We start from the raw sequence: 24,733 nt of genomic DNA on the forward strand, positions 1-24,733 counted from the left end.
ATTAATTTAAAACAGTTAATCGCTGATAGCGACTGACGGCGTGCGCCAGATGATTATATTGTAGCAAATCTTGCCCCTCTTTGACAAAACGCTCAGCCTCAACTTGGGCACGAGCAATCAACGCCGTATCCGCCAGCGAGGCAATTTTCAAGTTCAAATCCCCGTGTTGCATTTTGCCGTAAATCTCGCCAGGTCCACGCAATTTCAAATCAACCTCCGCCAAATAAAATCCGTCTTGCGACTTCTCAATCTCCCGAAGTCGTTGACTCGGCTTATCGTGGCCGCTCATCATCAAATGGCAAAAACTCTGATGCTTCCCGCGCCCAACCCGCCCGCGCAATTGATGCAATTGACTCAGTCCGAAATTGTCCGCATTTTCAATCAACATCACCGTCGCATTTGGCACATTCACACCAACCTCAACCACAGTCGTACTCACCAACATATCCAGCTCGCCGTCCGCAAATTTCTGCATCACTTCAGCTTTTTCTTCAGCAGGAAGCTTTCCGTGCAACAACCCAACTCGACGATGGCTGAAAACAGTCTTGGACAATTTATTATATTCCGCCTCCACCGATTTCTTATCATTGTCTGGATTATCATCAATCAACGGACAAATAACGTAAGCTTGGCGACCTTTGGCTAGCTCATTTTCAATCGATTCGTAAAGCTTCAGAGCTGACGCCGGCGACCAAATCTTAGTCTGAATCGGCTGGCGACCAGAGGGCAGTTCATCCAAAATAGAAATATCCAACTCTCCGTACAATGTCAGCGCCAAGCTGCGCGGAATTGGCGTGGCTGTCATGCTTAAAAGATGTGGCATAAAATCAGACTTTTCCAACAAAGCTTGTCGTTGCTTCACACCAAATCGATGCTGTTCGTCAATCACCGCGAAACCTAATTTATGATACGTAACTTTTTCCTGAATTAGCGCGTGTGTGCCGACCACAACATCAATGTTACCGCTAGCCAAGTTGTCCAACAGTTGATTGCGCGCCGCACCTTTCACGTGACCCGTCAGAAGTGCAACAGACACACCAAATGGTGACAATAACTCGTCAAGCGTCTTCGCGTGTTGCTGCGCCAAAATCTCCGTCGGCGCCATAATTGCCGTTTGAAAACCAGCCTTAGCCACTTCTGCCGCCACCAATCCCGCAACGACAGTTTTTCCCGAGCCAACATCTCCTTGTAATAACCGATTCATCGGATGATCAGACTCCAAATCTTGCAGAATTTGCCACGCAGCTCGACGCTGAGCATTCGTCAAAGGAAACGGCAATTGGTCGACGAAACTCTTCACGACCGACTTATTGAACGGAATTTTCCAGCCTGTTAATCTGGTTTGTTCTTGCTTGTTAAATTGCGCCGCCAATATCATCTCGAACAACTCTTCAAACGCCAGACGCTCACGACCGCGGGAAATTTCCTCGTGAGTTTTTGGCGCGTGAAGAAATTTAACTGCCTCAGAACGACTAACCAATTTTTGGCGCTGAATAATATTTTCCGGCAAAGTCTCGGGCAAAAAATCCATAATTGGACGAATATTTTTCATCAAATCTTGCACGGTTTTCGGGCGGATACTTTTAATCGATTTATAAACTGGCTGAATTCCAGAATTATTTTCCGCAGTAGTTTTGGCAATTTCTTTTGCCAGCTCGACGGACGGATTATTGATTTGATAGCGATTATATTGCATACCAAATTGGCCAGAAAAAATAAATTCCGCATCAGATTTTAATTGCGTTTCGCGGTACGGCTGATTGAACCAAACCGCCTTAACTTTGCCTGATTTATCCGCCAAAACCGCGGTCGTGATTCTAAGTCCGCGCCGAACAATACGCGTCGAAACCGACTCGCAGTGCGCCTTAACAGTAACTTTTCCCGGCTGAAGATCTGCGATATTAACCGCAGTTGAATAGTCGTCATATGCTCGCGGTAAGAAATTCAGGGCATCAGAAACCGTCGTAAGACCGGCCACTGCTAGAGCCTGAGCGGTTTTTGGCCCGACGCCTTTAATTTGCTCGAGAGGAGTTGTTAGCTTCATCTACGAAACGGCGTTGATGCCTTCCAGAGCGTAGGCTGTATCTTCCCAACCCCTCACGCCGATTGAATCTACGCCCATTTGCTTCACTGGAAAATCATTGCCGCCTTCTTCAATTTTGTCACCAAAGAATAGAGTTTCTTCTTTCGACCAGCCATTCAGTTCAAGCAACCTGCCAATTCCATAGGCCTTATCAATTCCCGGAAGCGTGATGTCAGTACTGGTCGTACCGCCAATTCGCACCTCAAGCCCAGGCAGCTTCTCCGCCACCTTGTCGCGATATATCGGACGGACATCCTTATATTTTTCAGCCCACGCATATTTATCTTCAGGTGTAGCCTGCTGACCCAAAGCCGACATAGTAATCTGGCTATGTCGATCTTCAATTATTTCACCCGCAGGATTCTCACACCAAATGCCCATTTCCTTCGCAACTTCTTCCAACGCTGCAGTTATCTGAGTTTTTTGCTCGTCAGATAAATCATTCGCGTATTGAATTTTCCATTCATCATCAGCGGCGTCAAATCGATAATATCGAGTACCGCAAGTCGGCATCGCGTGGAACTTCTGAAGCAACTCTGGAGTAACGTTCAACCTATCAATCACCTGCTTCTTTATCTGTTGAAACGTGCCGCCAGTAATCACGCAAACGTCATAATTCTCAAGTAATCGACTAAGAATCCCAGCCATACGATCGCTAATTGGCGACTTTGTAATTGCTAATGTATCGTCCAAATCAAAACCGATAATTTTCTTCATTATTCATTCTCCCCCATAATTAATACAAATGTGTTTTTACCCTTCTTCAGTAGCGACGTGTCATTGACGACTTTATTTTCGGCAAGTTTTTCGCCGTTTAGGCTAATAGCTCCAGATTTTAACAATCGCTTTGCTTCGCCGTTAGAGCCAACTGCACCGGATTCTACCAACGCTCCAATCACATCAATTCCAGCATCAACGCAAGGAATTTCTTCAGCCAAAGCGCTCAAATCATCATCCGACAATTTCTTAAAATCACCACCACCAAACAAAACTTCGTTCACACGCTCAACAGATTCACGACGCGCGCTACCGTGAACAATATCAGTAATTTCACGAGCCAAAACCTTCTGCGCCGAACGAGCACCAGGATTTACGGCATGATTTTCAGCAATAGCCTCAATTGTATCGCGATCCAACATCGTAAATATCTTCATATATTCAATCGCGCTCTCGTCATCGACGTTCAGCCAGAATTGATAGAATTTATAGACGCTGGTTTTATTTTCATCAAGCCAAACCGCGCCACCTTCAGATTTACCGAATTTACGGCCAGTCGACTTATTGATAAGTAGCGGCGCAGTCATTGCGTAGACTTCAGCGTTTTCTTTTTTACGAATCAGATCCACGCCGGATAATAAATTGCCCCATTGATCCGATCCACCAATTTGCAGATTCACGCCATATTGATTAAATAGATGCCAAAAATCATAGCCCTGAAGCAAAGTGTAAGTGAATTCCGCAAAACTCAAACCTTTGCCGTTGTTAATGCGCGCCTTGAAAAATTCGCGGCTCACCAAATCTGCCATATTGAAATTCTTACCGATATCGCGAAGAAACGGCAGCAATTCCAACTCAGCCAGCCAGTCAGCGTTATCAACCAAAGTAAAATCTCGTCCAGCAAAAATCCTAGAAACTTGGGATTTTAAGGCTTGTTTATTATGCTCAATTTCCTCGTACGGAAGCAGATTTCGCTCTTCCGTATCACGCATATCGCCAATCATTCCTGTGCCGCCGCCAACGAGCAAAAACACCTTATGTCCGCGCTCCAGAAAATGTCGAACCATCATATAAACAGCCAAATGCCCAACATGCAAGCTGTCCGCCGAAGGATCTGTCCCCAAATAGAGCGTGAAATTCTCCGAATCGATAAGTTTGTCGTCAGTAAATGTGGTCTGATTCCAGAATCCACGCCATTGTAATTCTTCTGATAATTTCATATCACTCCTTTTCTATATATTAGTATATCAATTTTACAATTGAAGCGAAACATATGCGTGATATAATAGAATTGTGAAGAAAAAGACTACGATAAGCACCGCCGGACACGGCTCAAGCGATAAGAAATCTCCGTCGAAACGGATGAACTTATATGCCAATTTGGCGCAGAAACATAAGACTAAAAAAGACAAGGACGCGCGCGAACGAGCGGAATATTTGGCGACTTTGCCGAAACATCCCGTAAAGCGATTCTTTTATCGATTACATCCGAAGCGACTAGCGAAATATTGGTTCTCCAAGCGAGGCGGACTGATGGCTCTGAAAATTCTTGGCGTCGGTATTTTGTTGATGTTGCTACTTATCGGCGGAATGTTCGCCTATTTCCGTAAAGACCTCGATAAAATTCGCCCTGGCGAGCTTGCTAAGCGCGTTCAAACGACTGTCACTAAATATTACGACCGCAACGATAATTTGCTTTGGGAAGATAAAGGTACGGGCAATTATCAATTGGTTGTTGAATCTGACCAGATTAGCGACTATTTGAAAAAAGCCACTGTCGCAATTGAAGACCGAAACTTCTATAATCACCACGGCATCAGTATTAGCGGTATGTTGCGCGCAATGCTCTCAACTGCTTCACGACGCCAAGTTCAGGGCGGATCGACTCTGACGCAGCAGCTAGTCAAGCAAGTCTTCTTCGCAGATGAGGCTGGCGACCGATCAATTAGCGGTATTCCTCGAAAGATCAAGGAAATCATCCTGGCTATTGAAGTTGAGCGAATGTACAGCAAAGATCAAATCTTGTCGCTATACTTAAACGAGTCGCCATATGGCGGCCGTCGTAACGGCGCAGAGTCTGCCGCTCAAACGTACTTCGGTAAGCATGCAAAAGATCTGACGCTGGCGGAAGCGGCGCTAATTGCTGGTATTCCGCAGAATCCAACTTACTATAATCCATATAACACCGCTGGAAATAAGGCTTTAATTGCCCGACAACATACAGTTCTGGATTACATGGCCGAGCAAGGAGTTATTACCAAGGATGAGGCTGAAAAGGCTAAAAAGATTGACATCTTAAGCACACTTAAGCCGCAGACCGAGCACTTGGAGAATATTAAGGCTCCTCACTTCCTATTGATGGTCCGAAATCAGTTGAGTAAAGAGCTTGGCGAATCGGTCGTTGGACGCGGTGGATTGACGATTAAAACCACCCTCGACTGGCGAATTCAGGAGAAACTTGAAAATGAAATGAAATCGTTCTTTGCAACGGGTCGACCAGATTCTGTGCGAATCAGTAACGGCGCCGCAACAGTCGAAGACGTTCAGACTGGACAAATCGTAGCACTTGTTGGTAGCCGCGACTTTAACTACGCTGGCTTCGGTCAGGACAACGCCGCAGTTTCCTATATCCAGCCAGGTTCCACAATTAAGCCGCTTGTCTTTGCTCAATTGTTCGACAAACACGACAGCAAGCAAGCATATGGTAGCGGCACAGTCTTAGCCGATGAGAATATTGATAAACTGTACGGCGCAACTCTAAGGAACTGGGATAATAAGTTTATGGGTGCTATCAATATTAGAAGAGCGCTTGCTCTATCTCGAAACGTCCCAGCCATTAAAGCCGCTTACATCGTTGGTGACGGATCCGCTAAGCCAGTCGTCGAGGGAATTCGCAGAATGGGCGACACTAACTATTGCCGACAGGAAGAAAACGCCGGCGGTTATGGGCTCGGTGCAGCAATTGGCGCATGTGGAACCAAGCAGACAGAATTGGTGAATGCCTATTCAACATTAGCGCGAATGGGAGTTCAAAAAGACATTTCAAGTGTTATCGAGGTAAAGAATAGCCAAGGTGAAACTCTGAAAAAATGGAAAGATGAAGGCAAGCAAGTTGTCGACTCGCAATCAGCATACATCGTGAACGACATCTTGTCCGACCGAACCCCTGGACTTCACGGCTGGATGGGCGTTAATGGCGTTCGAACCTCTGCAAAGACTGGTACATCGGACAAAGGTTCGCAACCAAAAGACCTTTGGATTGTTAATTACAGCCCAGCTCTGGTCATGGGAATGTGGCTCGGAAACTCCGACACCAGCGTGATTGGCACATCAGCTTCCAACTACGGCATGCCGGTAATTAGAAGCGTCATGGAGTTCGCCCACACCCAAGTTTACGCCAAGGAAGGCAAATGGAAATCAGGTCAATGGTATGAGCGACCAAGCGGAATCCAGACTGTCAACGGTGAGCTCTACCCGTCATGGTGGAATAAGAAACAAAGTCAATCTACAGAGAAAATTACCTTCGACAAAGTCTCTAAGAAAAAGGCAACAAACTGTACTCCGGATGGCGCAAAGGAAGAGATTGAAGTAACAAAGATTATTGATCCTTTGACTAAGAAAGAATCAATTACCGTTCCTTCAGGCTACGACGCGAACGCAGAAGATGACGTTCACAAGTGCGACGACACTAAGCCGCAAATTGGAGCGATATCATACACCAACAGTGGTAAGAAATATACGATAAATGTCGACGTTACAGCAGGAACTTGGGGCTTATCGGCAATCGAAATTACCGTGGACGGAAAGAGCATTAAGAGTTCAGAAATTACTTCAAGCGGCAAGCAGACCGCTACAGTAGAACTTGATACGGCAGGAACACACACGGTTTCTGTAACCGTCAGAGACTCTGCATATTACACCGCCACCTCAACTGGCAGCATTCAAGTTAACTAAATAAACTATTGCTTATTTACCAAATTAATCAGCTCAGCCTCGTGTTGAGCTGATGTTTTTGAGCGACCATTTGTGCGCTTTTTAGGAACGCTAGTCTTCTGCTTTACAGGTTTTTTCTGTTCAACCACAAGCTTCGCAAACATCATTTTTCCAGCGTCGGTCTGCAAGCTTCGGATAATCTCAATCTTCTTCGTTTGCCCAATGTAGCGCTTGGCGTTCTCAACAACCACCATCGTTCCATCTTTCAAATATCCAACAGCCTGATGAGAATCTTGCCCCTTCTGCGACAGTTCCAAATCCAGCTCGTCGCCAGGCAAATAACTCATCCTCAAACTTTTCGCCAGCTCATTGATATTCAAAACCTTAACGCCGTCAACTTGCGCCACCTTATTCAAATTGTAATCAAGCGTCAACACTGCCGCATCCATTTCCTTTGCCAATTTCAATAAGCGCGAATCCACACCTTCCGGCACGCGAATATTATCGTCATATAGCTCAAAAGAAGATTTCAAAATGTCCTTAAGCCCCTTAACAACATCCATACCGAACCGCGCCCTTTCACGCTTGTCATGATCTGCGCCGTCGGCTAATAATTGCAACTCAGTCAAAACACTCCTTGGTACGATAATTTTGCCCAGCAGAAATCCGGTCTTCGCTAGCTCAGTCACTCGCCCATCCATGAGTACTGACGTGTCGACCAAAATCGGCGCCGCGCCCACAGATGAATTTCGTCGCGGTTTTGCCAAGAAATAAACCTCAGTCGCCAAACCAAGCAACATTATAATTATTATCAATCCGTAAAAATCTTCCATTTTTTCCCTTTCTATTGTAAATAGTCAATCAGCGCCTGTCGCATATCGCTGACGCCTTTTATAAATTTATCTTTATGAACTTTTGGCGCAATCGCATAAGTGAAGCCCAGCTTCTTCGCCTCTTTAATTCGAGCTTGCCAATTCGTCGCCGAGCGGACCTCGCCACCCAAACCAATCTCGCCAAACACCACGGCGCCTTCGTCCAGACTTCGACCAGCACTAGCGCTAGCAATCGCCATCGCCACCGCCAAATCGGCCGCTGGATCATTTAATTTCAGACCGCCGACCACATTGACATAAATATCTTTGTCCGCCAACTTCAACTTCGTTCGCTTCTCCAGGACCGCCACCAACAGATTTAATCGATTCAGATCAAAACCACTCGCCGTGCGCTTAGGATAGCCAAAATTCGTCGGATTGACCAGCGCCTGAATTTCCACCAAAAGCGGACGTGCGCCCTCCATGGTCGCCAACACAATTGACCCATCCAGATTCTGACGCTCCGCCAGAAGTTCCGCCGACGGATTCTTCACGATTCTTAGCCCCTGCTCGTCCATCTCAAAAATTGCCGCTTCATTAGTCGAACCATATCGGTTCTTCTGCGCCCGAACAACTCGAAAACCGCCATATCGATCACCCTCAAAATTCAGCACAACGTCCACCAAATGCTCCAATATTTTCGGACCAGCAATTGAACCCTCTTTGGTGACGTGACCAACCAAAATCACCGCCGTACCCGAAGCTTTGGCGGCACGAATAATTACATTTGACGAGTTGGTGATTTGACTAACAGACCCAGGAGCCGAGGAAATTTCACTGAGAGAAATTGTCTGAACCGAATCGACAATCGCCAGATCATATCCGCCTTGCTGAATTGAAGCCGCAATATCTTCCGCGCTATTACTGGACGCCAGCTGCATTTTTTCCGAGTCAGCCGCACCCAAACGCTCCGCACGAAGCTTCACTTGAGAAACCGATTCCTCACCACTTACATATAACACCGATTTTGACTTGGCAATATGTGCCGCAACTTGCGCCAAAAGCGTACTTTTTCCAATTCCTGGCTGACCCGCCACCAACACCACGCCGCCAACCAGAAAACCGCCGCCCAAAACAGTGTCCAAATCGTCAATTCCAGTGTTTAATCTTTCTAATCCAGACTCAGAAGCAGTTTCACGAATGCTAGACGTTTTCAAGGCTTTGCCGCGCCCAGCCGATTTATCTACAACAGATGACCCGCCAGAAGAAACGACCTGCTCGACTAGCGAATTCCATTCCCCGCAATTTTCACACCTGCCAGCCCACTTTGAAAAACTAGCTCCGCACTGCTGACAAACAAATTGACTTCTAGCTTTCGCCATTATTTCGCCCCCTCCAAACTATCCAAACTTTTATTCAATTCATCAATCTGCACGCCCAATTCCCTGAGTCGCAAAACATCGGAATTGTAAGAATTGATCTCAGAATTCAAATTGACACGCCTTTCGTTCAACTCCGAGAGTTCCACCTTCAGAGCTTTACGTTGACTATAAAAATCACTCTGTGACAAGAATCCGCCACTAACGCCCGCTCGCCGATTAAAGTCCGCCACGCGACCATTATAATCCGCCAAATCAGTCGAATATTGCGATAATTCTCTATTCAATTTTTCCTTTCGAACCTTCAACGACTCGCTCAATTTCTGCGCTTCATTTTCTCTGGACTCAAATTTTTCTTGATATTGCGCGTGCAATTTCACGACTTCGGATCTATCAGTAAAATATCGTCGATAATATTCTTCCAGCTCGTCGCCCAAATTGGCAAATTCTGTCCCTAAAATTGAATGTAATTCATTAGCCCTTGTTCCAGGTTGCGCACGATCATAATACTCCATTCGCTCGGACAATTTCTTATTTTTCACATTATTATAGGCCTGCTCCAAAAGCTCGCTCAAATGAGATTTTTCCGACTCACTCAGCCTTTCCCAGGCAGCGTGCAACATCTCATGCGCTGCCGTCACTTCTTTCACGCCATCAAGCTCAGAATTGGTCACGTTATAAATATAAATATCCCTAGACGACGGATTGTAACAACCCAAAATTGCGTTTCCCTTTTCCACGCGACGACAATCTTCATTAAACTCATTTGCCGATTTGATCTGCGGATTAGAAACATAGAACATTTTTCTGCCAGTGTCTGACATTTTCACGCGGTCAGCAATAGCTACAATTTCCGCACTTGGTTTATATTGCCACAGCGTAATCTCATCAATGATTTGCTGACGATTCGCCATCACAAAAACCGCAGCAGAAAGTACAATTATCGGCGTGAGGACGCTGAATATTCTACGCACGATTGACATTGATCACCACCTTATCATTATCAATTTTAGCCTCCAGCGTGTCGCCAGGTTTTGCTTTATTGGACAGTAAAACATCGCTCAGTGGATCCGCCAATTCCGACTGAATTGTTCGTCTTAAAACTCGCACGCCGCGTTGCTCATCAAATCCCCGATCAATCAACCAACGCTTCGCCGAAGAAGTAATATCAAGCGTCATTCCATGTAGACCAACAGCTTTGATCAAGTCAGACGTGAGATTGTCAAAAATCTTTCGCACGACCGAACGAGACAGCGGCTTAAATGTAATCACGTTATCAAATCTGCCAATCAATTCTGGACGCAAAAACTCCTCAAGCTCACGCAGAGCGGCACGCGAATTTTTCTCGTGACGATTTTTGCTAGCCGACTTTTTCTGCCCAGACACACCAAATCCCAGCTCCGAATCCTGAATCATTTGCTCGGCGCCGACGTTGCTCGTCAATATGACAATCGTCTGTCGAAAACTCACCGTTCGTCCGTGAGAATCGCTCAACTTGCCGTCCTCCAGGATTTGCAAAAGTAAATTCAAAACGTCAGGATGCGCTTTTTCAATCTCATCGAACAACACTACGCTATATGGTCGACGACGAACTTTATCCGTTAATTTCCCGCCATCCTCATAGCCAACATAACCAGCCGGCGCACCGACAAGACGACTAGCCGTATGACGCTCAGAAAACTCGCTCATGTCAATTTTAATTAAACTATCCTCGCCGCCAAAAACTTCCCGCGCCAGAACTCGCGCCAATTCCGTCTTACCAACTCCAGTCGGGCCCAGAAAGATAAACGACCCAAGCGGCCCGCTCTGACGATTTAGTCCAGCTTTATTGCGGCGAATCGCGCGCGCCAGTTGCTCAATCGCTTCATTCTGACCAAGAACGCTCTGGCTCAGTCGTTTTTCCAGGCGAATCAGATCTTTCATCTGATTCAACGATAATCTGTCAATTGGAATATTTGTCATTGCCGAAACCGCTCGACGCAAATATTCATCGGTCAATACCGGCTCATCACTAGCTTCATTTTTCAGCACTTCGGCTTGCAATTCCAGCTGTCGCATTTGCATCTTAAACTCTGCAGCCTTTTCGTAATTTTCAGCCTCGACCGCGGCGTCAATTTTCCCAGCCAATCGCTTAATTTGGCGAGCCAACTTATCTTTACGCGACAATTTTATTGGTGAGCTAGACTTCAACAAACTCGCCGCCTCGTCAATCACGTCGATCGCTTTATCTGGCAAAAATCGCTCCGTCACGTAACGCTGACTCAAATCCACCGCCTCAGTCAGCATTTCGTCAGGAATTTGAACTTGATGATGCTTAGCTAATTTTCTTCTCAATCCTCGCATCATCTCCACCGCCTCTTCCGATGATGGTTCATTGACTGTCACCGACTGGAAGCGCCGTGACAACGCAGCATCTTTTTCGATGTGTTTTCGATATTCATCAAACGTCGTCGCACCAATTAGTCGCACCTCGCCTCGCGACAATGCTGGCTTCAATACATTCGCCGCGTCCATCGAACCTTCAGCCGAACCAGCGCCGACCAACAGATGCAACTCGTCGATAAACAAAATAACTTCTTGATGTTTTTTGGCGACCGCCAGAACTTTTTGCAATCGCTCCTCAAATTGTCCGCGATATTTCGTCCCAGCAATCATCGCCGTCAAATCCAGTTGAAAAAGTCGCTTGCCTTTCAAAAATTCGGGAACTTTATTATCAGCAATCCTCTGCGCCAAGCCCTCAACGACCGCAGTTTTACCGACGCCAGGTTCGCCAATTAGCGCTGGATTATTCTTACTACGCCGGCCCAAAATCGTGATCATTCGCTGAATTTCCGACGCTCGACCAATCACCGGATCCAAAAATCCTTCGCTAGCACGCCGCGTCAAATCGACACTGAATTTCTCCAAAACTCGTAAATCGCCAGAATTTTTACTTGCCGTACTGCGTTCACTCTGCAGAGATTCAAATTGCTGTTTATCAAACACATCCTCCAAACTTCCACGCAGATTGTCAATGTCAACGTTCATATCCCGCAGCAATTTAGTCGCTCGCGCCTCGTGCTGCTGTAGCATTCCATAAACGATGTGTTCCGTGCCAATTTTTTCCTGTCCAAATTCAACCGCTAATTGCCAAGCAATCCTTATCAATTCAACAACTTCAGCGCTCAAACCCTTACTTACAATCGTAATCACCAGCGGCTTCGCGGTCAGATTCAACGCCATTTCCGCACGATCCAAAGTTACGCCATTTTCAGCCAAAATCTTCGCACCCAATGACGAATTCTGCGCCAACACACCAAGCAAAATATGCTCCGTGCCAACATATTCACTCCCCTCATTATGCGCCAGAAAACCAGCCCGCCCCAAACTGGCCCGAGCCGTTTCCGTCAACCGAGGTTCTAATTCAGAAAAATCTTCTGACATATCGCCCTCCTTTCGTTTTCGGCGATTCGCAGAAGGCAGCTTATTCCGCCACCTCCTCAACTACGCTCATCAAACTATCCTCAATGTTCTTTCGAGGTTTTGGTTCTGCCTTAACGGGAGTTTTTGCTTCGATGTCTAATTCATAGCCAGTCAATCGACTTGCCAAGCGAACGTTCTGTCCGGCACGACCAATTGCTATCGATTGCTGATCTTCGCTAACATAAACCGTCGCACGCTTCTCATCTTCATTGACAGTCACACTCAAAACCTCTGCCGGACTCATCGCATTAGCAATAAATCCAGCCGCGTCTTCCTCGTATGGAATAATGTCAATTTTTTCCTGCTCACCAATTTCATTCATCACAGCCTGAACACGGGCGCCGTGACCGCCAACAAACGTACCAACTGGATCAACGCCAGGTAGCGCCGAAGAAACCGCCAATTTGGTTCGGCGACCAGCTTCACGAGCGATTGCTTTAATTTCAACTGCACCAGTTTCCATCTCTGGGACTTCTTGATTGAACAAGAATCGCACAAACTCTTCATTGCCGCGACTAAGAATCAATTGCGGACCGCGACCTTCGCGCTCAATGTCCTTAATGTAAACCTTAATTCGACGACCAACACCATAATATTCGCCAGGAATTTGCTCACTCTGAGGCATAATTCCGACAGCCTTGCCAAGCTCAATTCGCACAACGCGTGGCTCAACTCGCTGAACCGTACCGATAACAACCGTACCGATTTTATCCTCAAATTCCGCCAAAACAACTTCACGCTCAGCTTCGCGCAAACGCTGCAAGATCACTTGCTTAGCAGTCTGAGCCGCAACTCGACCAAAAGTCGTCACGTTATGAGTTTCCATCACAACTTCACCGCCAAGTTCAGCCGCAGGATCTATCTCCTTAGCTTCCTCTAGGTCGATTTGATTGGCGTCATTCTCAACTTCTTCAACAACAGTTTTAACAACCGACACGACAGCCGTACCGTTATTGACATTCAAGCTAGCACGAACCAATTGGTCACGTGTGCCATTATCACGACGCCAAGCCGCTGCAATCGCCTGTTCAATCACGCTCAAAACTGTTTCTTCTGGCAAGTTTTTTTCCTCAGCAATCGTACGCACTGCCAACGTCAACTGCTTAATGTTCAAGTCTTCCATTACATTCTCCTTCTTATTAATTATATCTTTTTCCGTCTCAAACTTCCATAAACGAAAAACTCCGACCTGCCGGCCGGATTAGTACTTTTCTATTGTAGCGGAAAGATTCTATTCTGTCAATCCAATTCTTTTCGCCAAAGAGATAAACATCTCTTAGTGGATGGCGATATTTGGTCAAATCCAATTCTTTGGTAAAACTCTTCAGCGGATTTCAGGGAATACAATTTGACAGCACGCGCATCTGGATATTCACTAGCCAAAGCTTCAATAGCCGCCCGACCAATTCCTCGCTTGCGCGCAACTTCCCTAACAAAAAGATCTTCTATAGTAATCTCGCCGTCACCATTAGAGCATACAGTCATAAGCCCAGATGACAACTCTTCACCAGAAGTATCGATAGCAAAAACGTCGCTACCGTAGTAATTATTCATGCCTTTTACATATTCTATTAAATCCTTTTTCGCACTATCCGTAAACTCGCAGCCCAAAACAGACTCCGAGTGAGCCAAAGCCGCCCGTTCCAAAGCCTCATCATCAATCACCGACAATTTAGTAAGACATACTTCAGATTTCATTCTACCATTTTATCATAAAAACGTATTTTGTCAATATTATACTTCCACACATTTTTCCAGGATTCCCGACATCGCGCTTTTTTCAGCTTCCGTTACCCACAAGCGATATTTTCGTTTCACAGCCACTTGTCGCGCAATATATTGACACCTAAAAGGTTTATTACTCGGCAGCCAAGTTGCCGCGTCGCCGTCACCTTTGGCTTGATTTGCTGGGCCGTCAACCGCTAATAAATTTAACGGATCATTCGCTAATTTCTCTCGTTCTTCTGGAGAAATTTGCTGCGCACCCTTCTGCCAAGCATCGCTCAAAGCCACTACGTGATCAATCTGAACCTTAGAGCTCGATTTTTCGCCGCGCTGAAATTGGATTACTTGACCGGTGTACGGATCGTTCAACACACCCGACAAAACTCGACATTTTTCATCAATTTTCTCATCCGTCAAATCTCGCGCCAGAATCACTTCCCGCACAGAGCAGCCGTTAATTTTGCCCCAGCCGTTGCCGAATTGCTTTCTGGAATAACCAGTCTTTGGCGCACGTCCTTTAACTTCTATCTTTTCCAATTCCGCTTTGGCATTCGAATTACCAAATAATTCTCGTTGTGTTGAAGTTTGAATTGTCTGAGGTTCGGGTTGTGAAATTCGCGAAGCCCAAACCGCCACACCAGCCACCAAAATTACCAGCGCAATCACCACTTGCCGACGTCGTATTTTATTCACCCTCATGACTGTATTATAATTAAACTATGACTAAAGTTCCACGCTTACTTGACACATTCACACCAAATCATTACAGCCTAACTCTCGATTTAACACGCGCCGAGGAAAAAGAATTTTCTGGCACAGTTATCATTTCTGGCGAGTCAACTGGCGAGTCAATTTCGCTACATTCCAAAGGCTTAACAATTCAATCAGCCACAATTGACAATCAGCCCGCCGACGTTTCATTTGGTGAGTTTGACGAATTGAGATTATTTCAACCTGAACTTAAAAGCGGCAACCACATAGTTTGTATCAATTTTTCCGGAACCATCACCGACGCAATGCACGGCTTGTATCCTTGTTACTTCACCCACGACGGCGTTAAAAAACAGCTTTTTGCAACTCAATTTGAATCGCATCACGCCCGCGAAGTTTTCCCTTGCGTTGACGAGCCAGCCGCCAAAGCTGAATATGATTTGACACTGGTCACCCGAACAGGAATAACAGTTTTGGGAAATATGCCCGTAAAAAGCGAAGAAGAAAATGGCGATTCACTCACAACAATGTTCGAGAAAACTCCACGAATGAGCAGTTATCTTTTGGCTTTTGTAATTGGCGAATTGCACAAAAAAACCGCACACACCAAATCTGGAGTTGAGGTCAACGTCTGGGCGACTCCTGCTCAGAATGAAAATACATTAGATTTTGCGTTAGATATAGCCGCTCGTTCGATTGATTTTTATGATGAATATTTCGGCGTCAAATATCCATTGCCAAAATCCGACCACGTAGCACTTCCTGACTTTTCGTCTGGTGCTATGGAAAACTGGGGTTTAATCACCTACCGAGAAAGTTGTTTACTGGCAGACCCTGAGTTGACCCCAGAATCATCCAGGCGCTTCATTGCCACGGTTATCGCGCACGAACTTAGCCATCAATGGTTTGGCAATCTCGTTACCATGAACTGGTGGAATGATTTATGGCTCAATGAAAGCTTTGCCAATATGATGGAATACGTGGCGATTGATACGTTACACCCCGAATGGCGCATGTGGGAAGATTTTGCCACGAATGAGGTAACGGCTGCACTCAGGCGCGACAGCTTGGACGGCGTTCAATCAGTACAAGCCGACGTCAATCATCCAGACGAAATCAGCACTTTGTTCGACCCGGCAATTGTTTACGCCAAGGGTGGACGACTGCTAGTTATGATCAGGAAGCTTATTGGCGAAGAGGCATTTCGCGCTGGACTTAAATCATATTTTGAAAAATTCGCGTATAAAAACACTGTCGGAAATGATTTATGGCAAGAATTGGAATCAGCGAGCGGTCAGCCAATTGTCAACTTAATGAACGCTTGGATTTCCCAACCTGGCCTTCCTGTCGTATCAGTTTCAAACAGTCACGACGCGGCGATTTTAAGTCAGGAACGATTCTTCATCGGCGAACACCAACCATCCGACGCATTATGGCCGATTCCATTATTCGCAAATCAGCCACTTGACGTAAAGGTTCTAAATCAAAAAGAAACCACCGTTTCTGTTGAAAAGCCATTACAATTAAATTGCGGCTTAAGCGCCCACTTCATCACCAAATATGACGAATCCACTCGCGAATATTTATTGAAAAACATTACAGAATTTCCAACCTTGGATAAGATTTGCATCTTACAAGATGCTACAATACTCGCCCGCGCTGGATTTGAAAACTCGGCGTCGCTACTTCCATTAGCATTGTCGCTAAAAACCGAAACCAACGAAAAAGTCTTCGGGATGGCGGCTGGTGCTTTGACGGAACTGCGAAAATTCGTCGATGATAATGACGCTGCCAGAGATTCATTAAAGAAAATTTCTGGAGAATTTGCGCGCGCCACATTTGAAGAGCTTGGCTGGGATGAAAAAGCTGGCGAATCGGATGACGACCGCGAGCGGCGCACTACGGCTTTGAGTTTTATGATATATAGCGAAGATAAAGAAGTTTTGAACGAGGCAAAAACGCGTTTTGACAATAATAAATTGGAAGACTTACCGACAGAAATTCGAGCTTTAATTATCAGTACAAACGTGAGGCATTTCGAGACGCCAGAGATGACTGAAAATCTCTTTACTGCATATAAGAACACGCCGTCAAATGACCTGCAGAATGATATTGCAATTGGACTAACTTCCACCAAAAACCCTAAAACAGCAGAAAAAATTCTTGCCAACATTAAAGATTCCAATATTATCCGCCCGCAAGACGCTAGCCGTTGGTTTGTATATTTGATTCGGACCAGAGAAAGCCGCCAGATTGCTTGGAATTGGCTGAAAGAAAACTGGGCATGGGTCGAAGAGAAATTTGGCGAAGATAAAAGTTACGACGATTTCATTCGCTATGCCGCCACAGCGCTACTGACAACCAACGAACTTAACGACTTTCGACAATTCTTTGAACCGATAGAAAATATTCCAGCCCTCGCCAGGACAATTAAATTAGGAATTACCGAAATATCAGCACGTGTCGAGTTGATTGAGCGAGATAAGGCGGACGTACTCTCTGCTTTGCAAACAGCACTGTGATATATTATGCCACATTTTTGACAAAATCCGTTGACATTTTATCCTATTGGTGATATAAATAGAAGTGGCTTTTGTTGACAAGCCGAGTAAATCCTTGTCCGAAAGCGTACTTTGACAAGTGAAGAGAATCTATAAGACGAAGGTGAGATTTTGCGGTATTCTAATAAGTACCTCAAAGCCTCATCTTCGATCTATGCCATCCGGGCGTTGATCAGTGCTTCCAGCACGGGCGTTCGCCCAGATGAGGAGAGAGTACTACAATGCCGTTCATTACCGATGAAGTCAAGGCAAAGAGGGCTGCCGACATCAATGATAGGAAGAAAACACTGAAGACGCTCAGGAGAAATGAAATCTCCCGTTTCCTCAAAGAGGGAATCCCCACACTGTGCGAGGAAGCCAGGAAAGCCGCAGTCGACGCATATTTGATGACGGGTAAGCTTCCGGACGAGATCTGTATCTATGATCATGATCGTCGAATCACCTCAGCAGTTGCGGGCAATCCTACGTGTCGCAAGGCGCTCCTTAAGAGGCTCCAGAGCCTCGAAGAGAAGATCCGTGACGTTGAATTCAGATACGTAGAATCCAACCCATGGGTAACTACTCCCGATCCTTGCGTTGTCGTCTACTTCTCCAACAACCAGGAGTAGCAGGCAATAACCTCGCAAACATGGCGAGTCTGTAGACTCTCCGTCAGATTCTCTCACTTGTCATGTTTGCTCCATAGATGTGTGTCTATGCTGATGAGTCGGAAACGACGAAAGCGAACAATTTATTCCAACACCACACACTCTTCAACTACAGGCGGATTTCCATCAACAGAAATTGCCAGCATTTGCATATCACAGCCTTCATATTGCGCATTTTTGGCAATGAATATTTCAGCAGCAAAACGCATTTGTTGCTGTTTTTTATTTGTAATTGCCGCCAATCCATCGCCGAAATTGTCATTTTTCCGATATTTGACCTCTGTAAAATATAAAACATCGTCTTTTTTACTAACAATATCAATTTCACAATACCGCGTCCGCCAATTCCGCTCTATAATCTCATGACCATCAGCCACCAACCAATCCGCCGCCGCTTGCTCACCTTTATCACCAATTTGACGCGTTGTGTCTTTTTGCTGGTTTTTAGATTTTCTATCGTCAGACGTATTCTGAGAATTCGCCCCAGTATTAGCATATTTAGCCAACGGCGCAAAACTTAGTCGATGTAGCGGAGTTACACCCAGATTATCAATAGCCGCTCGGTGCTTCGCTACGCCATAGCCAACGTGCGAAGAAAAATCATATCCTGGATAAATACTATCCTGCTTCGCCATGAATTTATCGCGAGCCACCTTAGCAATAATCGACGCCGCCGAAACGCTCGGAATCAGACCGTCGGCTTTCGCTATAATTGTTACATACTTTTCTAGCGGTGTACCCGCCAAAAAATTGACCGTCCCATCGATAATAATCTCATCAAACGTCGAGCCACTTTTCTGACATTTCGCTTGGATTTCTTTAACTGCACGCCGCGTCGCCAATTTAAGCGCCTCGCTCATTCCTATTTCATCCAGCTCCTCAGCAGAAACCCAGCCCAACGCCCAAGCCGACGCTTGCTCGCGAATTTCCTCATCGAGCAACTCACGGCGTTTTTTAGTCAATTTTTTACTATCATCAAGCCCTTCAATTTCAGCGCCGCCCAAAACCACCGCGCCAATCACTAACGGCCCAGCCCACGCGCCGCGCCCGACTTCATCAATTCCCAGAATCACCCGACAATCTTCCCTTTTTCGTCATAAAATCAGCAATAATCCAGCCAATCCAAACTGTTGCCGCGCCTAATGTATTCGCCAAAATATCCCAATTCGTGTCGTCCAATTTTATGCTCGCCAAGCCCACCTTGACCATAAATAATTCTGCCAATTCATTAATGCAGCCCAACGCCGAAACTAAAGCAAAAATCGAAAATGCCATAATCAGCCAATGCGCCCGCCATTTCATCGACGAAACCAAATACGCCCAGAACAGCCCCGCAAATAGTCCACCGCCCACAAAGTGCGTCGTAAAACTAGTGTTCTGCCCGTCAATTAATGGCGATGGCAAATACCAAGATATGAAAAACGACAAACACGCTACGTAAAGTAGCCAACGATATTTTCGCTCACTATCAAAGCCGTTTTTCTTCAAAACATAAGGAGCCGCCACAGCCAAAGTCGTCGGAACAAGGACGGATATATAGTGGAATATTGCCATATTGAGATTATAACATGAGAAAACCGCCTCAGATTAAGAGACGGTTTTAATGATTAACCAATTGACAATTACGCGTCTTTATGGCGAGCTGCAACTTCAGCAGCCTTGGCGTCAAGTTCAGCCTGAGCAGCATCTTTTTCAGCTTGCTTTGCAGCAGCAGCCTGAGCAGCTTCTTCCTTCAAGCGTTCAGCTTCCGCCTCTGCCTTAACGTCATGAATGTCATTAACAGCAGCGCGATCGAAATTCTTAGCCGTCAAGCGAGCTGACTTACCGCTACGCTGGCGAAGGAAGCTTAAGAACTTGCGGCGAACCTTAGCGCGACGAACAATCTCAATCTTCTCAATCAGTGGACTGTGCATCAAAAATGACTTTTCAACGCCAACGCCTGAAGCAATCTTTCGAACCGTAATGCGTGATGTGTGCGACTTTTTATTATCGGTGCGGATAACAACACCCTCGAACATCTGAATACGCTCTTTGTTGCCTTCCTTAATTTTCTGGTAAACGCGAACTGTGTCACCACTGCGAGCATCGACAACTGCTTGCTTTTTTTGTGCTTGGTTGATTTTGTTGATTAACTCAAAACTCATAATATTTCCTATCTTCCGAACTCGCTCCGACTGGCCACGCAGTTGTACCTCTGCGGCTCCATATCAAACAAGGCTCGAATATTTAACTCTCGTACAACTACATAAGATAATAACACAAATCTAAAGAAATATCAATTAAATAAAATTGGAGTATAATATAGTTATGGATTACAATAAATTAGCACTCGAACTACACGAAAAATACAAAGGTAAAATTACGACTAGCCTCAGAGATAAAGAGGAGCTTAATCGCGACAAGCTTAGCGCTTATTACAGCCCTGGCGTCGGCGCAGTTAGCCAAGCAATTGCCGAAAATCCAGCCGATTTACCAAAGTACACTTGGACAAACAATCTAGTTGCTGTAATCTCAGACGGCTCAGCAATTTTGGGCTTAGGTAATTTGGGACCAAAAGCCGCCATGCCAGTCATGGAAGGAAAGGCTTTGCTATTTAAGCATTTTGCCGATGTCGACGCAGTGCCAATTGTGCTAGACGTTCACGAGCCAGAAGAAATTATTGCCACAGTTAAAGCCATCGCGCCAAGTTTCGGAGCCATCAACCTCGAAGACATTGCCGCACCAAAATGTTTTGAGATTGAAGAACGATTGAAGGCAGAATTAGATATTCCAGTCTTCCACGATGACCAACACGGCACGGCTGTCGTTGTATTAGCAGGCTTAATTAACGCCGCTAAGCTGACAGGACGAAACCTGGCAGATTGCAAATTCGTGGTCATCGGCGCAGGCGCAGCTGGCACGGCAATCATCAAATTATTAAATCTTTACGGAGCAAAAAACATCGTAGCGGTGGATAGCCGAGGAATTGTCGGAAAATCACGCACAGATTTGAACGCTGAAAAAACCGCACTATTGGAATATGTCGACGCATCGCAATCTGGCTCAATTGAAGACGCCATCACCGACGCAGACGTATTCATCGGCGTATCGCGCGCAGGACTTCTCACTCCAGAATTAGTCCAAAAAATGGCGAAAGATCCAATCGTATTCGCGCTAGCAAATCCTGTTCCAGAGATTATGCCAGATGTCGCCAAACAAGCTGGCGTCGCAATCATCGGTACAGGTCGTAGCGACTTTCCAAATCAGGTCAACAACTCTCTGGCCTTCCCTGGAATTTTCCGCGGCGCATTAGATCACGGAGTTAAGAAAATCACCGATCAGCACAAATTGGCGGCTGCTGAAGCACTAGCTAACCTGGTCGAAAATCCAACCGTTGATAAAGTCGTCCCAACTGCATTTGATAAGGGTGTCGTTGAAGCTATTGCAAATGTTATTAGATAAGCCTAAGCACCAGCACCGTACTTAGCAGCATCACGAGAATCTCCATCTATAAACAAAGCCACTAACGACTCCTGGTTCTGTTTGTCGCAAGCCCCCAAAAATAGCACCATTTCAGTCACTCCAGCTTCCTGAAGAGATTTTTTAGTCTCACTTTCATCGGGCATATCTTCAATGTTGACTTTTGACACATAAACCCTCTTGGCGTTATGCGTTTGTTCTTTCCAGGCGTAAATTATAAACGGATAAAGCTCTTTTAATCTGTTATTCAAACCAATTGGCAAACCGACAGACTTATCTTCTGAAGTTGCTACACATTTAGCAGCCATAGTTAATTTATCCTTAATAATAGGCAGAATGTCCCGCTTCTTCTCGTCGTTTTCGTATCCAGTCATTTTATGCTCGACCTTTTTGGCCTCTTCAGTGCGCGCGTCAACTACTGCGACCACAGTACCGTCACCACCACGCTCAACATGCAGTACATCCACAATAGAATCTTCTTTGAGCCACGGAAACATCTCGCTATCAAGTATCACAGCATCTCCCGCCTTCAATCCAATTTCTACCAACTGAGAGCTGCTTTTTTCGATTGTCAGCTTCGGTTTGCTTGACCTTTTTCTCTTAGCGACTTTTTTCAAAGACCCACTCGCAATTTCACCCGCCGCTTCGTAAGTTGTGAATTTTTCAGAAAGAACCTTTAGCTCGCTTTCTAGAATTGACTTCATTTTTTCTTCCACCACAGACTTGGCAAGAGTTTGTGCATTCGGACAATTTTCCTCAAATACAATTTCCGTATATTCACGAGCCAACAATTCCTCGTCCAGATCTCTCATCTCGTCTGTGCAGTCGAGTATGGTTTTGGCCCACTCCAAGTCTCTTTCATAATTAAAGAAGGCTTCAATGCGCTCCATACGCGCACCACTTTCATTCCCAGACATCGCCTCAAGCTCATCAGCTTTAAGCATTGAAAAATTTGTCAATAGCTCAACCAAGTGATGTGTCTTTTCGCGAACTGGATCGTATTCAGGTCGACTTACTCCAAATTCTATAGGCGGAAAAGTGCTGTCTTTTCTATAAATCCTATCAATCACGGACCTCTTAGTTTCTAGTGTGAGTTGCATATATTCAGAGTCGGCAACATCTGGGCTGAGATTATTATTCCTCTGAAATTTCTTTACTTTAGGAATTTTACACCCCTTAAGATTGCAGTATTTCGGAACATTAACTTCCGCTATATTATCAGGAAAAATCTTATCTAACGATGATATAAAAGCATCTAGTGAGGCTTTATACTCCTTATTAAATTCTTCTTTCAATCGAGAACTCACTTCGTCAAAATCATAGCGGATATCCAAATATTCAGGAGACTGTCCGTATATATCCTTAGCCTGCTTAAGACTATCAATTACAGGCTTATATTTCTCAACCAAGTCCTTAAATATAGATGAATCTTTGGTCACATCTTCATATATATATTCAAGAAATTTGATGGCAGTACCAAAAATTTCACAGACAGAGTCTTTCTCAGACTCTGAAGATTCATTATCGCAATGAGGATGTTCCAACATTTCGCTCATAAACTAATATTTTATCAGTTTATGGCTATAAAGTCAATTATATTACTCTATTAACTTCTTCTAATGTCGTTTCACCACGAAGAGCTGCCAACACGCCAGCTTGGAGTAACGTCACCATGCCATCTTCTTTTGCGGCTTTTTCGATTGCCTCAGTATGAACATCCTCAACATCGCCGCGCAAGAATTCCTGAATATTCTCGCTTACAACCAACTGCTCCATTACTGGAATTCGCCCCTTGTAGCCAAACGGAACGTCATCCGTCGGCACCGCACGCCAAAGCTTAAACGTATCCAAATCTGGACAATCAACATTCTCTGGCAGATCCTTCAAGACTTCTTTCACCCACTTGCGAGTCGCCTCATCTGGCTCATATTCTTCCTTGCTATCATCCCACAATCTCCTCACCAGTCGCTGAGCAATCACCAGCCGAACCGCCGAGCTAAAAATCGGGTTTTGCCCAATCATATCGATCATACGACTAAACGCCGCCGCAGTCGAATTGGCGTGAAAGCTAGACAACACCAAGTGTCCCGTAATTGACGCCTGAATCGCAGTCTTCGCAGTTTCATTGTCGCGAATCTCGCCAACCATCACCACATCTGGGTCAAGACGCAAAACACTGCGCAAACCGTCAGCAAACCTCTGTCCATTTGTCGTATCAATTGGAATCTGAGCAATCCCGGGAATTGTATTTTCTACAGGATCTTCCAGCGTGATAATCTTTCTATCTGGCGTGTTAAGAGCGTTCAAAATGCTATATAACGTCGTAGACTTTCCCGAACCAGTTGGACCAACCATCAACAGCATCCCGCGCGGATGAGAAATGACTTCATCGATTTGCTCGCGCTCTTTCTTTGAAATACTCAAAAGATCCAAGTTCAACATTGACTCGTCAAAATTAAACAATCGAAGCACCAGATCCAAACCATACACCGTCATCACGGCTTCCACACGCAAATTCAGCACATGCGATGCGCCATCTCTATGAATTTCCTGCTGCATATGGCCCGACTGAGGCTCTCTTGAAGCGGTAGAAATATTCGCACGCGACGCCAAAGTCGCCATAATCACTCGATATCTATCTCTGCTAAGCTCCGCCACCGTGTGCAAAGCTCCGTCAACACGCATCCGAATTCGAATCGATTCGCGCTGGTTCTCAATATGAATATCCGACGCGCCCAACAGATCCGCTTGGTCAATCAAATAATTAAACACGTCATTCGTACCCACAGAAGCCAAAGTCTGAGTAACCTGCGCCAGAGTATCGCTATCGCCCTCCTTGGCAATTTCGATGTTATCGTAAATCACTTTTTTTGGCGGATCAAACCTAAGCATAATTGACCGAAACGCCGAACCGGAAATTAAGAAGAAGAAGATTCGCTTGCCATTTTCAACATACTGATCTCGCATCCGCTTCATCAACGATTCAGAAGTTTGCGACGTAACACCAAATCGATAAGATTGGTCTTCCTCATTAAAAGCCAGCGGAACCAGCCGACCCTTATACATCTCTTCTATCGTTAAAACATCCTTAAGCAAAGGTAAAGTATCTTCAAATTCCCGCCCATCAAGATATTGAAGTCCTAAAATTGACGCTCGACGACGAGTCGCTTCCTCATCTTGCTCACGGCGTCGCGCCTGAATTTTATCTTCGTCCATATGAAAATTATACCAAAAAGCTTACGGT

At 45.4% G+C, this 24,733-nt stretch carries 19 protein-coding genes; 4 read left to right on the forward strand and 15 right to left on the reverse strand.

The genetic code is table 11. The annotated features are described in order from the left end of the window. Position 1 precedes the first annotated feature (1 nt). From recG to tyrS, 3 genes are read right to left on the reverse strand one after another with little or no spacing between them, the layout of a single operon-like run. Positions 2-2,044 (reverse strand): ATP-dependent DNA helicase RecG, encoded by a 2,043-nt coding sequence (recG, locus tag LRM41_RS02230; protein WP_243819273.1) that lies wholly within the window; start codon positions 2,042-2,044, stop codon positions 2-4. Further along, entirely contained in the window at positions 2,045-2,800 is a 756-nt protein-coding gene (locus LRM41_RS02235) for an HAD-IIB family hydrolase (RefSeq protein ID WP_178142960.1), read from the reverse strand. It lies immediately after the preceding gene. Then, the gene (gene tyrS / locus LRM41_RS02240) at positions 2,800-4,020 is read right to left on the reverse strand and encodes a tyrosine--tRNA ligase (protein WP_243819274.1); all 1,221 of its coding nucleotides are present in this window, start codon (positions 4,018-4,020) and stop codon (positions 2,800-2,802) included. Before tyrS ends, LRM41_RS02235 begins: the two co-directional genes overlap by 1 nt. A 73-nt stretch (positions 4,021-4,093) precedes the next feature. Between tyrS and LRM41_RS02245 the strand changes: the two genes are divergently transcribed. After that, complete coding sequence (locus tag LRM41_RS02245) at positions 4,094-6,754, forward strand: transglycosylase domain-containing protein (protein ID WP_243819275.1); 2,661 nt, start codon at positions 4,094-4,096, stop codon at positions 6,752-6,754. Between the two features lie 5 nt (positions 6,755-6,759). Here LRM41_RS02245 and LRM41_RS02250 read toward each other — a convergent pair whose 3' ends face one another. From LRM41_RS02250 to LRM41_RS02280, 7 genes are all read right to left on the reverse strand, one after another. Continuing rightward, positions 6,760-7,566 (reverse strand): PIN/TRAM domain-containing protein, encoded by an 807-nt coding sequence (locus LRM41_RS02250; RefSeq protein ID WP_243819276.1) that lies wholly within the window; start codon positions 7,564-7,566, stop codon positions 6,760-6,762. A gap of 11 nt (positions 7,567-7,577) precedes the next feature. Then, positions 7,578-8,927 carry a DNA repair protein RadA gene (radA, locus tag LRM41_RS02255; protein WP_243819277.1) on the reverse strand — a complete coding sequence of 450 codons (1,350 nt, stop codon included), beginning with the start codon at positions 8,925-8,927 and terminating at the stop codon, positions 7,578-7,580. Beyond that, positions 8,927-9,907, reverse strand: a complete 981-nt coding sequence (locus tag LRM41_RS02260; RefSeq protein ID WP_243819278.1) for a GumC domain-containing protein — start codon at positions 9,905-9,907, stop codon at positions 8,927-8,929. The genes radA and LRM41_RS02260 overlap by 1 nt, the downstream gene beginning before the upstream one ends. Then, entirely contained in the window at positions 9,891-12,347 is a 2,457-nt protein-coding gene (locus LRM41_RS02265) for an ATP-dependent Clp protease ATP-binding subunit (protein WP_243819279.1), read from the reverse strand. The genes LRM41_RS02260 and LRM41_RS02265 overlap by 17 nt, the downstream gene beginning before the upstream one ends. Positions 12,348-12,387: 40 nt before the next feature. Then, complete coding sequence (gene nusA, locus LRM41_RS02270) at positions 12,388-13,509, reverse strand: transcription termination factor NusA (protein ID WP_178142967.1); 1,122 nt, start codon at positions 13,507-13,509, stop codon at positions 12,388-12,390. 116 nt (positions 13,510-13,625) lie between these two features. After that, on the reverse strand, positions 13,626-14,084 hold the full coding sequence (locus LRM41_RS02275) for a GNAT family N-acetyltransferase (protein WP_243819280.1): 459 nt from the start codon (positions 14,082-14,084) through the stop codon (positions 13,626-13,628). Positions 14,085-14,120: 36 nt separating this feature from the next. Further along, positions 14,121-14,810, reverse strand: a complete 690-nt coding sequence (locus LRM41_RS02280) for an HNH endonuclease family protein (RefSeq protein ID WP_243819281.1) — start codon at positions 14,808-14,810, stop codon at positions 14,121-14,123. Between the two features lie 20 nt (positions 14,811-14,830). On the opposite strand from LRM41_RS02280, the gene LRM41_RS02285 reads away from it, so the two are divergent. Together LRM41_RS02285 and LRM41_RS02290 are read left to right on the forward strand one after the other, a co-directional pair. Further along, positions 14,831-17,344, forward strand: a complete 2,514-nt coding sequence (locus tag LRM41_RS02285; RefSeq protein WP_243819282.1) for a M1 family metallopeptidase — start codon at positions 14,831-14,833, stop codon at positions 17,342-17,344. A 260-nt stretch (positions 17,345-17,604) separates the two neighbouring features. After that, the gene (locus LRM41_RS02290) at positions 17,605-17,991 is read left to right on the forward strand and encodes a hypothetical protein (RefSeq protein ID WP_243819283.1); all 387 of its coding nucleotides are present in this window, start codon (positions 17,605-17,607) and stop codon (positions 17,989-17,991) included. A 122-nt stretch (positions 17,992-18,113) separates the two neighbouring features. Here the strand turns inward: LRM41_RS02290 and rnhB are convergent, their stop codons facing one another. From rnhB to rplS, 3 genes are all read right to left on the reverse strand, one after another. Then, complete coding sequence (gene rnhB, locus LRM41_RS02295; protein WP_243819284.1) at positions 18,114-19,103, reverse strand: ribonuclease HII; 990 nt, start codon at positions 19,101-19,103, stop codon at positions 18,114-18,116. Beyond that, positions 19,087-19,584 carry a hypothetical protein gene (locus LRM41_RS02300; protein ID WP_243819285.1) on the reverse strand — a complete coding sequence of 166 codons (498 nt, stop codon included), beginning with the start codon at positions 19,582-19,584 and terminating at the stop codon, positions 19,087-19,089. The genes rnhB and LRM41_RS02300 overlap by 17 nt, the downstream gene beginning before the upstream one ends. A gap of 68 nt (positions 19,585-19,652) precedes the next feature. Then, positions 19,653-20,174: a 50S ribosomal protein L19 gene (gene rplS, locus LRM41_RS04055; protein WP_129637077.1), complete on the reverse strand. Its 522-nt coding sequence runs from the start codon at positions 20,172-20,174 to the stop codon at positions 19,653-19,655. A gap of 163 nt (positions 20,175-20,337) precedes the next feature. On the opposite strand from rplS, the gene LRM41_RS02310 reads away from it, so the two are divergent. Further along, positions 20,338-21,471 carry an NAD(P)-dependent malic enzyme gene (locus LRM41_RS02310; RefSeq protein WP_243819286.1) on the forward strand — a complete coding sequence of 378 codons (1,134 nt, stop codon included), beginning with the start codon at positions 20,338-20,340 and terminating at the stop codon, positions 21,469-21,471. Positions 21,472-21,473: 2 nt separating this feature from the next. Here the strand turns inward: LRM41_RS02310 and LRM41_RS02315 are convergent, their stop codons facing one another. Beyond that, a complete protein-coding gene (locus tag LRM41_RS02315) occupies positions 21,474-23,045 on the reverse strand; it encodes a hypothetical protein (protein ID WP_243819287.1) in 1,572 nt (523 codons plus the stop codon). A 37-nt stretch (positions 23,046-23,082) separates the two neighbouring features. Then, complete coding sequence (locus tag LRM41_RS02320; protein ID WP_243819288.1) at positions 23,083-24,705, reverse strand: GspE/PulE family protein; 1,623 nt, start codon at positions 24,703-24,705, stop codon at positions 23,083-23,085. Between the last annotated feature and the right edge of the window lie 28 nt (positions 24,706-24,733).

This window comes from Candidatus Nanosynbacter sp. TM7-087, assembly GCF_022828365.1.
Lineage (GTDB): Bacteria > Patescibacteriota > Saccharimonadia > Saccharimonadales > Saccharimonadaceae > Nanosynbacter.

What these genes read in the sequence shown, in the direction of transcription:
- recG (WP_243819273.1), bottom strand. Translation starts at nt 2,044, where the DNA reads ATGAAGCTAACAACTCCTCTCGAGCAAATTAAAGGCGTCGGGCCAAAA.
- LRM41_RS02235 (WP_178142960.1), bottom strand. Translation starts at nt 2,800, where the DNA reads ATGAAGAAAATTATCGGTTTTGATTTGGACGATACATTAGCAATTACA.
- tyrS (WP_243819274.1), bottom strand. Translation starts at nt 4,020, where the DNA reads ATGAAATTATCAGAAGAATTACAATGGCGTGGATTCTGGAATCAGACC.
- LRM41_RS02250 (WP_243819276.1), bottom strand. Translation starts at nt 7,566, where the DNA reads ATGGAAGATTTTTACGGATTGATAATAATTATAATGTTGCTTGGTTTG.
- radA (WP_243819277.1), bottom strand. Translation starts at nt 8,927, where the DNA reads ATGGCGAAAGCTAGAAGTCAATTTGTTTGTCAGCAGTGCGGAGCTAGT.
- LRM41_RS02260 (WP_243819278.1), bottom strand. Translation starts at nt 9,907, where the DNA reads ATGTCAATCGTGCGTAGAATATTCAGCGTCCTCACGCCGATAATTGTA.
- LRM41_RS02265 (WP_243819279.1), bottom strand. Translation starts at nt 12,347, where the DNA reads ATGTCAGAAGATTTTTCTGAATTAGAACCTCGGTTGACGGAAACGGCT.
- nusA (WP_178142967.1), bottom strand. Translation starts at nt 13,509, where the DNA reads ATGGAAGACTTGAACATTAAGCAGTTGACGTTGGCAGTGCGTACGATT.
- LRM41_RS02275 (WP_243819280.1), bottom strand. Translation starts at nt 14,084, where the DNA reads ATGAAATCTGAAGTATGTCTTACTAAATTGTCGGTGATTGATGATGAG.
- LRM41_RS02280 (WP_243819281.1), bottom strand. Translation starts at nt 14,810, where the DNA reads ATGAGGGTGAATAAAATACGACGTCGGCAAGTGGTGATTGCGCTGGTA.
- LRM41_RS02285 (WP_243819282.1), top strand. Translation starts at nt 14,831, where the DNA reads ATGACTAAAGTTCCACGCTTACTTGACACATTCACACCAAATCATTAC.
- LRM41_RS02290 (WP_243819283.1), top strand. Translation starts at nt 17,605, where the DNA reads ATGCCGTTCATTACCGATGAAGTCAAGGCAAAGAGGGCTGCCGACATC.
- LRM41_RS02300 (WP_243819285.1), bottom strand. Translation starts at nt 19,584, where the DNA reads ATGGCAATATTCCACTATATATCCGTCCTTGTTCCGACGACTTTGGCT.
- rplS (WP_129637077.1), bottom strand. Translation starts at nt 20,174, where the DNA reads ATGAGTTTTGAGTTAATCAACAAAATCAACCAAGCACAAAAAAAGCAA.
- LRM41_RS02310 (WP_243819286.1), top strand. Translation starts at nt 20,338, where the DNA reads ATGGATTACAATAAATTAGCACTCGAACTACACGAAAAATACAAAGGT.
- LRM41_RS02315 (WP_243819287.1), bottom strand. Translation starts at nt 23,045, where the DNA reads ATGAGCGAAATGTTGGAACATCCTCATTGCGATAATGAATCTTCAGAG.
- LRM41_RS02320 (WP_243819288.1), bottom strand. Translation starts at nt 24,705, where the DNA reads ATGGACGAAGATAAAATTCAGGCGCGACGCCGTGAGCAAGATGAGGAA.